This is a genomic window from Aeromonas media, assembly GCF_000819985.1.
Classification (GTDB): domain Bacteria; phylum Pseudomonadota; class Gammaproteobacteria; order Enterobacterales; family Aeromonadaceae; genus Aeromonas; species Aeromonas media.
This window is the reverse complement of sequence record NZ_CDBZ01000196.1, coordinates 21569-35285: the sequence shown is the minus strand read 5'-3', so window position 1 is coordinate 35285 and position 13717 is coordinate 21569. Positions and strand designations below refer to the sequence as shown.

Sequence of the window (13717 nt, the reverse complement as noted above, 5' to 3'; positions counted from 1 at the left end):
AGGGGCCCGCGGGCCCCTTTTTGTCGGTCGGTACTGCGGCCTGCCTGGCAAAGCAGAGATGCGGGCATCTCTTCGCCCATGAAAAAAAAAGCCCACCTCGTCGGGTGGGCCTTCTCCATGGCAGGGCGCTCCTAACGGAGTATCAACCCTGCGCGTTGCTCAGTACCAGCTTGCCATCCTTGACCGGGATGGTGGGGCCGGGTTGTTTCTCCATGCGGATCACCCCTTCCTGACCGGCGAGGCGGTAGGTGACGTCATAGCCCAGGGTGCGGGTGCTGCTATCCTGTACCGTCTTGCAGCGCTGTTCCGTGGTGGTGTAGGTGTCCCCGGCCTGCATGTTGCCCTGCACCTGGTTGCCCGCATAGCCGCCGGCGACGGCACCCGCGGCGGTGGCGACCTTCTTGCCGCTGCCGCCACCAAACTGGTGGCCCACCACGCCCCCGAGGGCCGCGCCGACCACTGTGCCCAGGATCTTGTGTTCATCCTGCACCGGCTTGCGGTGGGTGACGGTGACGTTGCGACACTCCTGGCGCGGCGTTTTGATAGTTTCGGTCACCGGTTTGCTGGCCAGCACTTCGGCAAACTGGGGCTCTGATGAAAACAGGGATCCGCTGGCTGCCGCCGACAATGCCAGCGCAGAGGCAATACCGATCCCGACACCTGCCAACATGGATTTGTTCATCTCTTTAACTCCTGTCTACTGTGATTGCCCGCTCTCGGGGCCTGTGAACATTCTTGTCATTTTTCTGCCCCCACTCAAGCAAAGGGGCCCGAGTCTGCGACAAGGCCTGACTGCGCAAAAAATGACCGCGGCAAAAAGGCGTCTGTGTTTGGCGACAAAAGAGAGGGCGGTCTGAGGGCGCAGACCAGCAGCCGTGGGGCCGGGCCTGCCTAAGACGTTTTGCTAATACCTGCCCCCAGAGCCCCTTGATACCCTTGCATTTCGTACCAGAAAGCCGCCGCCGGCACGATGCCAGGGCGCGTTCACGGCTGCACCGCCGCTTTGCACCCCGATGAGGAAGGAACCCGATGACAAGCCAGAACATCTACGAGACAGGTCTTGAGAAAACCGCTGCCAATTTCGAGGCACTGACCCCCTTGAGCTTTCTGGCCCGGGCGGCTCGGGTCTACCCCGACTACCCGGCGCTGATCCACGGTCCCTTGCGCCAGAGCTGGGCTCAGACCGAGGTGCGATGCCGCCGTCTCGCCTCGGCCCTGCGCCGCCGCGGCATCGGTGAGGGGGACACCGTCTCCATCGTCGCGCCCAATGTGCCGGCCATGTTCGAGGCTCACTTCGGCGTGCCCATGAGCGGCGCCGTGCTCAACACCATCAATACTCGGCTCGATGCACAGTCCATGGCCTTCATCTTTCAACACGCCCAGAGCAGGGTGGTGCTGGTGGACAGGGAGTTTGGCGCCGTGGTGCGCAAGGCGCTCTCTCTCATCGACAGCCAGCCTCTGGTGATCGCCATCGACGATCCAACCTATCTGGAGGGGGAACTGGTCGGCGAGCTGACCTACGAGGCTTTCGTCGCCACAGGGGATGAGCAGGAGCCAGGCTGGCTGCCGGCGGACGAGTGGCAGGCGATTTCGCTCAACTACACCTCGGGTACCACGGGCAACCCCAAGGGGGTGGTCTATCACCATCGCGGCGCTCACCTCAATGCCATCAACAACGTGCTCTCCTGGGAGCTGCCCAAGCACCCCGTCTATCTGTGGACCCTGCCGATGTTTCACTGCAACGGCTGGTGCTTCCCCTGGACTCTGGCGGCGACCGCCGGGGTGAGCGTCTGCCTGCGCCACGTGCAGGCGGGCGCCATCTATGAGGCGCTGCACGAACACAGGGTGAGCCACTTTTGCGCCGCCCCCATCGTCCTCAACATGCTCAACAATGCCGATCCTGCGCTAAAACTGGGGCTCAGTCATCCCATCAAGGCGATGACGGCGGGGGCGGCGCCGCCCGCCACCGTGATCGCCGGCATGGAGGCCATGGGGATCGCCGTGACCCACGTCTATGGCCTCACCGAAACCTATGGCCCCTGCGTGGTGTGCGAGCCCCAGCGAAACTGGCAGGGACAGGATGCCACGGCGCTCTCCCGGCTCAAGGCGCGTCAGGGGGTGGCCTCGCCGCTGCAGGGGGAGATGCGGGTGGCCAACCCCGTCAGCGGCGAGCCGGTACCCCGGGATGGCAAGACCCTGGGGGAGATATTTCTGCGCGGCAACATCGTCATGAAGGGCTATCTCAAGAACCCGGCGGCGAGTGACGAGGCGATGGCGGACGGCTGGTTTCGAAGCGGGGATCTGGCGGTCTGGCACCCGGACGGCTATGTGGAGATCAAGGACAGATCCAAGGACATCATCATCTCCGGCGGGGAGAACATCTCCAGCCTGGAGGTGGAGGACGTGCTCTATCGCCACCCGGACGTGGACGAGGCCGCGGTGATCGCCATGCCGGACGAGAAGTGGGGGGAGGTGCCCTGCGCCTTTGTGAAGCTGAAGGAGGGGCGGGTGCTCAGCCAGGCGGAGCTGATCGCGTTCTGCCGCGAGCAGATGGCCCACTTCAAGGCCCCCAAGCGCATCATCTTCACCCCCTTGCCCAAGACCTCCACCGGCAAGGTGCAAAAATTTATGCTGCGCCAGCAGCTGGAGTGACCCAGGTGTAGTCGTCATCCAATCAACGGGCCCAAGGGCCCGTTCTGCTTTTCATGGCCTTTGGGGACGAGGCTCAGCCGGAAGCGGCCGGAGCAGGTAAAGGCTGCTGGCCAACAAAGCGTGCCTTTCGAGCCCATCCCGGCTTACCATGCCCTCCACGTCCCGCTGGCCTGAGGATGCCCGTGAGAAAATCGGATCGACTGTTCCAATTGACCAACCTGTTGCGGGCTCACCAACCCCTGACCGCCCGCGAGCTGGCGACGCGTCTGTGTGTCTCTGAGCGCACGATCTACCGCTATATGGACGATCTCTCCCTGGCGGGTATCCCGGTTTACGGTGAAGCCGGGCTGGGTTATCGGCTGAGTGAAGGTTTCGAGATGGCGCCCTTGCAGTTGAGTGCAGCCGAACTGGAAGCCCTCATCACCGGGGTGAATCTGGTGGCAGTGTTGACCGGCAAGGGGATGGCCGATCCGGCGCGATCCCTGCTCGCCAAGATAGAGGCTGCCCTGCCAGCAAAGGACGTCCAGGCGACTCGCGCCCCCGTGGTGCGGGTGCCGGACTATCGTACGGCGCATCCGGTATACGCTCGCTGGGACAGGTTGCACGACGCCATCACGGCCGGGCACTGGCTGGAAATAGGCTACCAGGATGCCAGGGCCAGCAGGACAGGGCGCCATCTCTATCCTCTGGGGCTCTTTTACTGGGGCGGATGCTGGACACTCGGCGCCTGGTGCGCTCTGCGTCGAGCCTACCGGGATTTCAGGGTGGATCGCATCGATACCCTGGCGTTGTGCCGCCAGGGGGAAAGCGCTCCCCCCGGTGTGACCCTGGCCGATTACCTTGCCCTGCGACAGTCGGATGCATTCGCTGCTGCGGATGTTGACGGCAAGAAAGCCATTGGGGACTGACACAAGGCTGTCAGTAGCCCTTCGTTATGCTGGTTTCTCCAGACCATCCACAACGGAGAGAACTAGATGATCATCAATGGCGACATGCAGGGGACAGGGGGTGTCGAGTTTGCCACCTTCAGGCTCAGGGAAGGGGTGACGGAGGCGGATCTGCTCGCTCTGTCACGACGGGTCGAGTCCGAGTTTCTTGTCCAGCAATCCGAGCTCATCGTGCACTGCCTGCTGCGCGGCGCCGACGGCCTCTATGCCGACCTGGTGATGGCGCCCAGCCAGTCACTGGTCGAAGCCTATTGCCAGCAGTGGTTGCACAATGAGGTGGCAGGGGAGTATCTGACCCTGCTTGACCGCAACTCGGTGAACATGAGCTTCTGGACCCGCATCGGCTGAAAGAAACGCTGAGCCTGCCATCACCTGGCAGGGTGGCGACCATGAAACGGGCCCCTGAGGGCCCGTTTTGTCGAGATGAGTTCAACGATTACTTGGTGTGGCGCTCATAAAGGCGCTGGACCACATCTTTCAAACCCAGCCCTTCGTTTTGCAGCAGCACTGTGAGGTGGTAGAGCAGGTCTGCGGATTCGTTGATGAGCTCTTCCCTGTCTTTCGCCATGGCGGCCAGGGCCACTTCGACCCCCTCTTCCCCCACCTTCTGGGCGATGCGCTTGGTGCCTTTGCCGTAGAGGCTAGCGGTGTAGCTGGTGGCCGGGTCGGCCCCCTTGCGTGATGCCAGGATCTGCTCGAGCTCGGCGAGGAAACCGAGCGGCGGCAGCGGGTGACCGTCGAAGCAGGAGGGATTGCCCAGATGGCAGGTGGGGCCGACCGGGTCGGCCGCGATCAGCAGGGAGTCCTGATCGCAGTCGGTGGTGATGGCGACCAGTTTGAGCACATGGCCCGAGCTCTCGCCCTTGGTCCACAGGCGCTGCTTGCTGCGGCTGAAGAAGGTGACCTGGCCGGTGGTTTGGGTCTTTTCCAGGGCCTCGCGGGTCATGAAGCCCTGCATCAGCACTTCGCCGCTCGCGGCATGCTGGACGATGGCGGGGATCATGCCGTCACACTTGTCCCAGTCCAGGCGCTCGGCCAGGGGCAATGCATTGTCTACTGCTTGATTATTCACGGATGGCGACTCCTTCGTTTTTCAGCCAGCGTTTCAATTCGGGAATGGGGATGAGGCCCTTGTGGAACACGGACGCCGCCAGGGCACCGTCCACGTCGGCCAGGGTGAAGGCATCGCGAAAATGTTCCATGGCACCAGCGCCGCCGGAGGCAATCAGCGGCACCTTGCACGCGGCCCGCACCAGTTTGAGCTGCTCGAGATCATAGCCCTGACGCATGCCATCCTGGTTCATCACGTTCAGCACGATTTCGCCGGCGCCGCGTTGTTGCACCTCCTTGACCCACTCCAGGGTGGTCCAGCTGGTGGTGCGGGTGCGGCTCTCGTCGCCGGTAAACTGCTTGACCTGATACTGGCCGCTTGGGGTATCGAAGTAGGAGTCGATGCCGACCACCACGCACTGCACGCCGAAGCGCTCAGCCAGCCGGGTGATCAGGGTGGGATCGGCCAGGGCCGGGGAGTTGATGGAGACCTTGTCGGCGCCAAACTCCAGGATCTGGCGGGCATCCTCCACGCTCTTGATGCCGCCGGCGACGCAGAAGGGGATGTCGATGACCTCGGCCACCCGGCTCACCCAGCTCTTGTCCACCACACGGGCGTCACTCGAGGCGGTGATGTCATAGAACACCAGCTCGTCGGCACCCTCCTCGGCGTAGCGGCGGGCGAGCTCAACGATGCCGCCCATCACCTCGTGGTTGCGAAACTGCACGCCCTTGACCACCACGCCATCTTTGACGTCGAGGCAGGGGATAATACGCTTTGACAACATGCTCATTGCTCCATGTAAAGCACAGTTAAAAAAACATCGTTCTGCCGGTGATGCAGGATCAGGCGGCGAACGGAAAAGCGGTTGGCATGCTTTCACTGCAGGATCCTGAGCGGGAAACGGCGCGCTCATCGGGCGGCGCGGCCCCGGGGGAACCAACACTATATGCATGACTTTATTCAGTGATTCAACCCTTTGTCTCCCTTCACCGGGCCCGGGGGCAGCGAAGGGCCATCGGGGAGGGGGGGCACGGCCTCAGTTTGGGGCTCATCTGCTCCCTCACATTGGCGAAGGGTGAGCAGGGCACCGTCGAAGTCAAATGTCTTCAACTGCCTGGCCAGGGTTTCGCTGCGTGGCCCGAGCATGAGCCGCAAGGGGGCGGCATACTGCTCGAACAGCGGGATCACGGCGGTATCGCTTTGCACCAGCAATGCCTCCATCTGGTGGCGCAGCGCCCGTTGCCACTGGCTGCCAAGGGGGATGAGCTCCGCCGCGTGGGCGGGCACCTCCTCTCCCAACCGGTCGTGCAGGGCAGTCAAGGCCCCGTCAATGGCCGCCATCAAGGCGGTCGGCTCAGGGTCATCCCCCGCGAGTGTTTGCTCCAGCTGCAGGCATTGCTGCGCGAGATCCACCATCCCAAGGGTGCTCGCGACCCCGCGCAGGGTGTGAACCAGCCGGGTAGCGCTCGTTTTATCCCCCGTTTGCAGGTGGTGGCCGAGCAGGGTCATGTCCTGGCCGTGCTCGCTGGCGAAGTAGCGCAGCAAGGCGATGTATTTGTCCTGATTGCCCTGCAGTGCCGTCAGCCCTTGCTGCAGGTCCAGCCCGTGGAAGCCCTGCAGGTGGGCGAGGGGGCCTGCCTGCATGTCGTGGGACAGCGCCTGATGCTCGGGCTCCACCATCCCGTTGCTCGGCAGCCAGCGCTGCAGCGCCTCAAACAACTTGGCAGGGGTGACGGGTTTGGTGATGAAATCGTTCATGCCGGCAGATTCACATGCCTTTCGGTCTTCCTCAAAGGCACTCGCCGTCAGGGCGAGGATAGGAAGCAGCTCCCGGCCGGGCAGGGTGCGGATGGCGCGCGTGGCATCGTAACCATCCATCACCGGCATCTGTATGTCCATCAGGATGAGATCGAAGGCGTGCTGGCGGACGCGCTCCAGCGCCTCCTGGCCATTGACGGCGGTCTCGATGACGAGGCCGCTGTTGCAAAGCAGCTCCAGCACCACTTCGCGGTTGATGGCGTTGTCTTCCACCAGCAGTACCCGGGCGTGGTGAGGGAAGTAGGTCTGCGTCACGCTCTGCACGAGCGGGCTCGGCTGCGGCACTTCCCCCTGACCTGCCGAGAGCGCGGCGGTAAACCAGAAACAGCTCCCCTGGCCAAGGGTGCTGCTGACGCCAGCCTCCCCCCCCATCAGGGCGGCGAGCCGGCTGGTGATGGCGAGCCCGAGACCGGTGCCGCCGTATTTGCGGGTGGTGGAGACATCGGCCTGCTCGAACGCCTGGAACAGCTTCTCGCGCTGCTCCGGACTGATACCGATACCGGTGTCCTCCACCTCGAAGCGCAGCAGGTAACCGCTGGCGAGTGGGCGCGCCACCCGCACCCGCAGGGTGACCGCCCCCTGTTCGGTGAACTTGATGGCATTGGCTGCATAGTTGAGCAGTGCCTGGCGCAGGCGGGTAATGTCGCCATGGACCCAGGTGGGCGAGTCTCCCATATCGACCATGATGGTGAGCCCCTTGGCGCGGGCCTGCTCGCTCACCAGGGCGCTGACGTTGTCCAGCATGGCGGTGAGGGAGAAGTCGCCCTGCTCGAGCGCCATCTTGCCCGCATCGATCTTGGAGAGATCCAGGATGTCATTGATGATGGTGAGCAGGTGCTGGGCGGCGTGATCGATCTTCTCCAGCCGCTCGTGCTGGGTGCTGTCCGGAGTGTCGCGTTTGAGCAGGTAGGTCAGCCCCAAGATGGCGTTCATGGGGGTGCGGATCTCGTGACTCATGTTGGCCAGGAAGGCGCTCTTGGCGCGGTTGGCGCTCTCGGCTCTCTGATGGGCCTGGGCCAGTTGCAGGGTGCGCTCATCGACCATCTCCTCAAGGTGGTAGCGATACTGATCGAGTTCCTCGCCAAGCTGCTTCTTCTCGGTGATGTCAGCTTGTACCGCCACATAGTGGGTCACGATCCCGCTCTCCTGGCGGATGGGGGAGACAGTGGCCAGCACCTGATAGTGGGAGCCGTCTTTGCGCCGGTTGATGAACTCTCCATGCCAGCGTTGACCCTGATTAATCGCATCCCGCAGGGCGATATAGGTCGCCCTGGGGGTGAGGCCGGAGCGCAGCAGGGCGGGGGTCTGGCCGATGACCTCGTCCTGCCGGTAGCCACTGATGGCCAGAAAGGCCGCGTTGACATACTCGATGCGTGCCTGGGTATCCGTGATGAAGACACCATCCGGGCTCTGCTCCAAGGCCAGGGAGAGTTGGCGCAACTGCTGCTCGGCCTGCTTGCGCTCGGTGATGTCAAGATGGATGCCGAGCAGGCGCAGCGGACGCTGGCGGGCATCCCGATAGACGCTGCCCTTGCTCACCAGCCAGCGCATGTCACCGTCTGGCAGCAGGATCCGGAATTCTATCTCGAAGGGCTTGTCGCTGGCCGACAGCTCGGCCAGCAAGGGGGCGACACGGGGCCTGTCGTCCGGGTGCAGGCAAGCCTGCCAGGCGTGAAACGTCCCGAGTTGCTCGGCGGTGCGGCCATAGAGGCGGGCGCATTCCGGGGAGAAAAAGAGGTGATCATTGACCATGTCCCACTCCCAGATCCCGACGTGAGCCCCCTCCTGAGCCATCAGCAACCGTTGCTCGCTCTCGCGCAGGGCGCTGCTGATGGACTCGGCTCGGACCCTGGCACTGATGGCATCGTCCATCAGGTTCAGTGCCGCCAGGCGGGCGCGGCGCTGGGTATCGAGGGCTGTCTGCTGATTGTGCAGCAACTGCTGCTCGGTCAGCTTGCGCTCCGTGATGTCCTGCACAGTGCCATACAGCTCGACGACATGGCCGTCACCGTCCCGCAAGGCCGCGCCACGGGCGATGACCCAGACGGCGTTCCCCTGCTCGTTGATGACGCCGGCATCACATTCATAGGGCAACCCATCGCGCAGGCAGCGTTCGACGGACTGGGAGATGGTGTGCCAGCCCTCCTGGGTGAAGTATTTTTTCACCTCGGGATAGACGGCAGGGGGCAGGGCGGGGTCACGCCCATAGATGCGATAGATCTCCGGCGACCAGAAATGGTTGTCGTCGTTGATGCGCCAACGCCAGTTGCCAATCTTGGCCAGTCGCTGGGATTCCCGCAGGATCCCCTCGTTGCGACGCAGGGCCTCCTCGGTCTCCTTGTTCTGTTGATTGTCCTCGATGATGGAAATGAAGTAATCGGGCTCTCCCTCGAGATCCCTGACCAGGGCTACCGTCAGGGTTGTCCAGATGACGTCACCCCCCTTGTGCAGATAGCGCTTTTCCAGGGTGTAATGGGGCAACTCGCCTACCAGCATCCGGGCCACATAGTGCTGGTCAATCAAGAGATCGTCCGGGTGGGTGATCTGCTGGAAGCTCATGCCCATGAGCTCATCGGCGTGGTAGCCCAGTATGTCGCACAAGCGCTTATTGACCCGCAGCCAGCCCCCATCGGGAGAGACCAGGGCGATACCGACCGCCGCCTGCTCGAAGGTAGCCTGGAAGCGATTTTCGCTCTGTTGCAGGCGAGATTGGGTGCTAATCAGCTCCTGCCAGCGCTGGATCTCCCGGGCGCGGGAGTTGTGGATGGCGGCGCTGAGCAGGCTGACGAGGACGCCGTTGGCGATCAGGATCCCCCACTGTACGAGATCCTGACCGGTTGCCACGGTCAGCTCATAGACCGGGGGCAGCAGGAAATAGGCGGTGGCCAGGGCACTGATCAGGGTACAGAGCAGGCCCGGCAGCAAGCCCCCCAGCAGGGCGCAGATGATGATGGGTAGCATGAAGAGCACCAGCAGCGGCCGCTCGCCAAAGGCGATGGGTAGCTGGACCCGGATCTGCAACATCAGGATGGGCAGTAGCAGGGCCAGCAGGCAGACGCCCCAGCGCTGGGTGGAGGGGCGGACGAGCCATAGTTGCGGTCGGTTCATCATGGATGCTCCTCCGGCGGCATGGGAGCCTGGGGGTAGGGCGGTGCCAGCCCGAGCTGGCGCGAGAGTGTGTTGATCTGGTGCTTTAGGGTCAGCATGGCGAGTTCCCTGTCCACCATCACCTTGTTGAAACGCTCGAGCTCCTCGTTTTGCTGGCGCAGCTCCATGGCTTGATGTGTCAAGGCCTGCTCGACCTGTTCCCGCTCGGTGACATCGAGCAAGAGCCCGAGCAGGGCGGGTTGGCCGCGATAGTCGACACGCCGCCCGTACAGCTCCACCTCCAGGGTCTGACTGCCGTGGTGCAAGGCGCTGAAGCGGGTATGGATGTCGCCGCCCTCCTGCTCGCAGTGCAGCACCAGCTCGGCCACCCGGTCGCTGTCCTCTGGGCTTGCCAGGGCTTGCAGGGTGCCGACGCCGAGCAGCGCGCCGGGCGAGTCATAGCCAAACAGGTGGGCAAAACAGGGGTTGATGTAGCAGAGTTTGCCCTGCTGGATGATGTAGATGCCGGCGAGCGATTGCTCGACCAGGGCGCGAAACAGCCCCTCCCGCTCCCGCAGGTCTGCCTCGGCACGCTTGAAGCCCGTGATGTCGCGGGAGATGCCGAAGATGCCGATCACCTGACCGTCGTTGTCTTGCAGCGGCCCCTTGGTGGCAAGGAACACCCGATCGCCACCGGGCAGGGTCAGGTACTCCTCCTCGGTTTGTACCCGGTTGTTCTCGATCACCCGATGGCCTGCCTCCATCAGCATCTTGGCCTGCTCGGGCGGGAAGATGGCTATGTCATCCTGGCCCAGCATCTCGGCGGCCGGTTTGCCCACGAACTGGCTGGCGGCGCGATTGAACAGTATGTATCTGCCCTCCTTGTCCTTGGCAAAGATGGCATCTTCCGAGCTGTCGGCGATGGCGGAGAGCAGCTGCAATGCCTGCAGCCGTTGCGTCTGGGAATGGCGGATCTGTTCGGCCATCAGCAGTCGGGTGTGCTGGCGCAGCAAGATGATGCCGGCGTTGGTGACGAAGAGCACCAGCAAGGTGATGAGACCGATCCAGATGCTCTCTTTGAAACGGGCCTGGTTGAGCTCGGCCTTGTCTATCTTGGTCAGCAGGAACCAATCCGTGCCCGCGACCGGATAGACGAAGCCAAAGGCCGCTATGCCTCGATAATCCATACCGGAAAGCACCCCGGGTTTTCGTTGTCCGGTCTCAAGGCGCAGATACTGGGCCGCCAGCAGGGTGCTGTGATGGAGCGGAAGCTGCAGGCGCAGGGCCGAGTCGGGGCGATAGCGCAGGTCACTCAGATACTGCACCTGGTCTGCGTGCTGGCGAAACAGCGTGGCTTCGCCACTGCTGTCGGGGATGGGCCAGGGGTTGAGGATCTGGTTTACCCAGTGGCTGCCGCTTATCTGCAGCACTATGATGGGCGCCGGCTCCGCCGCCGTGGCCAGGGGCGTCAGGAAGTCGAACCTGGTTTGGCCCTGTTCATCCAGATAAGGCCCGACCCTGAGCACCTTGCCTGCTGTCGCCCGGGTCAGGGCATCGCGCAACGTGGCATTCATGATGCTCGCCCCCGGAGTCTGCCACAGGGCCTGGCCGGTCCGGTCGAAGAGGGCCGCGCCATCGAATCCCCGCACCGAGATGAACTCGATCAGCCGCTGGGTCTGTTCATCGGACGGCCTGCCCCTCTGCCCGGAGAGAGAGAGGGCTCCATAACTCGGGTTGTCGAGGATCTGACGAAGATCCTGTTCCCGGTTGCCCAGCCACTCGGTGATGCGCCTGCTCTTGAGATCGGCGATGGTTTCAAGTCGGGCGACCTCCTTGTCCCGGGTCAACCCGATGTTTTGGGCGATGGCCATTATAGCCAGGGCCAGAATGAGGCCGTTGAGCAATACGATGGGCAGCCACTGGCGCCCGGAGAGCCGGGGACTGGCCGTGGACTGACTGATGCGGCGGCGCAGCATGGCATAGAGCATGAGCGCGGTGATGAGGATAAAGAGCCAGCCCTTGATGGTGCTGGCCAGGGCGAATTGGGCCGGGGTGCTGAAGAGCCACTCCACCGCCTTGTCCGACAGTAGGATCCACAGACTTGCCACGGCGGCATAGGTGAGTACCACGTTGAGCACGTGGGCTCGGGTCAGGGGAGACTGCTCAGTCATGGGGTGCCTCGGCGCCATCCTGATAACGCTCGGCGATGATGACGAACTGCTCGAAGTGGCTGTCAAAGGCCGCCACCACGTCAGGGTCAAAATGCTGACCGCTGCCGGAGAGGATCAGGGCGCGGGCCTCCTCATAGGACATGGCCGGTTTGTAGACCCGGACGTTGATAAGGGCGTCAAACACATCTGCCAGCGCCATCAGCCTGGCCGAGAGAGGGATGGCATCGCCCTGCAGGCCGTCCGGGTAGCCGCTGCCGTCCCATTTCTCGTGGTGCCAGTGGGCTATCTCCTTGGCCAGGGTGAGGAAGGCCAATGGTTGCTCTATATCCTGCTCGGCCTCCTCGATGGCATCGCTGCCGAGTTTGGCGTGGGTACGCATGGTCTGCCACTCCTCGGGGGTCAGCTTGCCCGGTTTGAGCAAGATATGGTCGGGAATGCCGACCTTGCCGATGTCGTGCAGGGGGGCCGAGCGACTCAGCAGATCTATGTAACGAGGCGTCAGGGTGTCGCTAAAGCGGGGGTGGCTGGCCAGGGCGCTCGCCAGCAACCTTACGTAGGCCTGGGTACGCAGGATGTGATTGCCGGTTTCGGGATCGCGGATCTCCGCCAGATGGGCCAGCGCCCGAATGGAGACCTGCTGGATCAGATCGTTCTCCGTCATCCGGCGGGCCACCTCGGCCTCCAGGGCCGCATTCTGATCTTGCAGACCATCCCGGGCCTGCTTGGCCTCCAGCTGGGTGCGCACCCGCGCTTGGACGATGGCGGGTTTGATGGGTTTGGTGATGTAGTCGGCGGCGCCGAGCGACAGGCCGTACTCTTCGCTCTGGAGATCGGCGAGGGCGGTGAGCAGCACCACAGGAATGCGGCGGGTGTCGGGGTTGATGCGCAGATGCTTGAGCACCTCGTAGCCGTCCATGCCGGGCATCATCACATCCAGCAGGATGAGATCCGGCCTCGTCTTGCCGCTCGCAATACGCAGGCACTTCTCCCCGCTCTGGGCGGCGAGCACCCGATAACTGGGGGAGAGCAACTCGGTCAGCACCATCAGGTTCTCGGGAGAGTCATCGACGATGAGGATGGTGGCACAGTGAGATGTGAACATAAGCCTTCCGTGACGTTATCTCGATGAGACCGAGTATAGAGTCAATTGCTTCCAGATTATAAGGACTTGCCGCTGGCTCCCGGCAGAAGAGGTGCCTGTTCCGGCGCTGATGGCCGGACAGGCTCCCCTGGATCACCCGGTGACACGGTGATCACTCATTCCAGCAGGTGATGGCCTCACTCACCGAAAATTTGCCCTCGAGGAGCGCGCGGCCAAGGATGACCCCCTTGACGCCGGTGTCCTTGAGCGCCTCGATGTCCGCCAGGCCGCCGATGCCGCCGGAGGCCTGAAATGCCACGCTCGGATAGCGGGCGCAGAGATCCCGGTAGAGCTCGACGTTGCTGCCCGAGAGCGTCCCGTCCCGGCTGATGTCGGTGCAGAGCACGTGCCTGAGCCCGGCGGGGAGGAAGCGCTCGATCAGCGCCTCGATAGTCACACCGCTGTTCTCCTGCCAGCCGGCCACCGCGATCTGGCGATTTCCCTGGGCATCGATATTGACGTCCAGGGCCAGCACGATGCGTTCGGGGCCATATTTTTCCATCCAGCTCGCCACCAGTTCCGGGGACTTGACCGCGGTGGAGCCGACCACCACCCGATTGGCACCAGCGGCAAGAAGGTCCGCCACGTCCTGCTCGCTGCGCACGCCGCCACCCACCTGCACCGGCGCCCTGGTGGTCGCCAGCAGCGCAGTGATGAGGGCAAGCTGGCGCGCTTTTGCATCCTTGGCGCCGTCCAGATCCACCAGGTGCAGTTGCTCCGCCCCCTGGGCGACATAGTCGTCGAAGCGGGCCTGGGGGCTGCTGCTGTATGCGGTTTTCTGGCCGTAGTCCCCCTGATAGAGTCGGACTACCTGGCCATTGATGAGGTCAATTGCGGGAATGATCAT

The 13717-nt window shown here is 63.3% G+C and carries 10 protein-coding genes; 3 read left to right on the top strand and 7 right to left on the bottom strand.

Annotation, left to right across the window (positions count from 1 at the left end; all coding sequences use genetic code 11):
- Nucleotides 1–142 precede the first annotated feature (142 nt).
- On the bottom strand, nt 143–682 hold the full coding sequence (locus tag BN1127_RS16710) for a glycine zipper 2TM domain-containing protein (protein WP_005326114.1): 540 nt from the start codon (nt 680–682) through the stop codon (nt 143–145).
- A 347-nt stretch (nt 683–1029) separates the two neighbouring features.
- On the opposite strand from BN1127_RS16710, the gene BN1127_RS16705 reads away from it, so the two are divergent.
- From BN1127_RS16705 to BN1127_RS16695, 3 genes are all read left to right on the top strand, one after another.
- A complete protein-coding gene (locus tag BN1127_RS16705; RefSeq protein WP_005326113.1) occupies nt 1030–2652 on the top strand; it encodes an acyl-CoA synthetase in 1623 nt (540 codons plus the stop codon).
- A gap of 209 nt (nt 2653–2861) precedes the next feature.
- Complete coding sequence (locus BN1127_RS16700; RefSeq protein WP_005326112.1) at nt 2862–3560, top strand: helix-turn-helix transcriptional regulator; 699 nt, start codon at nt 2862–2864, stop codon at nt 3558–3560.
- A gap of 66 nt (nt 3561–3626) precedes the next feature.
- The gene (locus BN1127_RS16695) at nt 3627–3947 is read left to right on the top strand and encodes a hypothetical protein (RefSeq protein ID WP_005326111.1); all 321 of its coding nucleotides are present in this window, start codon (nt 3627–3629) and stop codon (nt 3945–3947) included.
- An 88-nt stretch (nt 3948–4035) separates the two neighbouring features.
- Here the strand turns inward: BN1127_RS16695 and hisIE are convergent, their stop codons facing one another.
- From hisIE to hisA, 6 genes are all read right to left on the bottom strand, one after another.
- A complete protein-coding gene (gene hisIE / locus BN1127_RS16690; RefSeq protein ID WP_041205732.1) occupies nt 4036–4671 on the bottom strand; it encodes a bifunctional phosphoribosyl-AMP cyclohydrolase/phosphoribosyl-ATP diphosphatase HisIE in 636 nt (211 codons plus the stop codon).
- Nucleotides 4664–5437: an imidazole glycerol phosphate synthase subunit HisF gene (gene hisF, locus BN1127_RS16685; RefSeq protein ID WP_041205733.1), complete on the bottom strand. Its 774-nt coding sequence runs from the start codon at nt 5435–5437 to the stop codon at nt 4664–4666. The genes hisIE and hisF overlap by 8 nt, the downstream gene beginning before the upstream one ends.
- A gap of 176 nt (nt 5438–5613) precedes the next feature.
- On the bottom strand, nt 5614–9582 hold the full coding sequence (locus BN1127_RS16680) for a PAS domain S-box protein (protein WP_042650182.1): 3969 nt from the start codon (nt 9580–9582) through the stop codon (nt 5614–5616).
- Nucleotides 9579–11729, bottom strand: a complete 2151-nt coding sequence (locus BN1127_RS16675) for a PAS domain S-box protein (protein WP_042650181.1) — start codon at nt 11727–11729, stop codon at nt 9579–9581. The genes BN1127_RS16680 and BN1127_RS16675 overlap by 4 nt, the downstream gene beginning before the upstream one ends.
- Nucleotides 11722–12831, bottom strand: a complete 1110-nt coding sequence (locus tag BN1127_RS16670; protein ID WP_042650180.1) for a response regulator — start codon at nt 12829–12831, stop codon at nt 11722–11724. Before BN1127_RS16670 ends, BN1127_RS16675 begins: the two co-directional genes overlap by 8 nt.
- 151 nt (nt 12832–12982) lie before the next feature.
- On the bottom strand, nt 12983–13717 hold the full coding sequence (gene hisA, locus BN1127_RS16665) for a 1-(5-phosphoribosyl)-5-[(5-phosphoribosylamino)methylideneamino]imidazole-4-carboxamide isomerase (protein WP_005325000.1): 735 nt from the start codon (nt 13715–13717) through the stop codon (nt 12983–12985).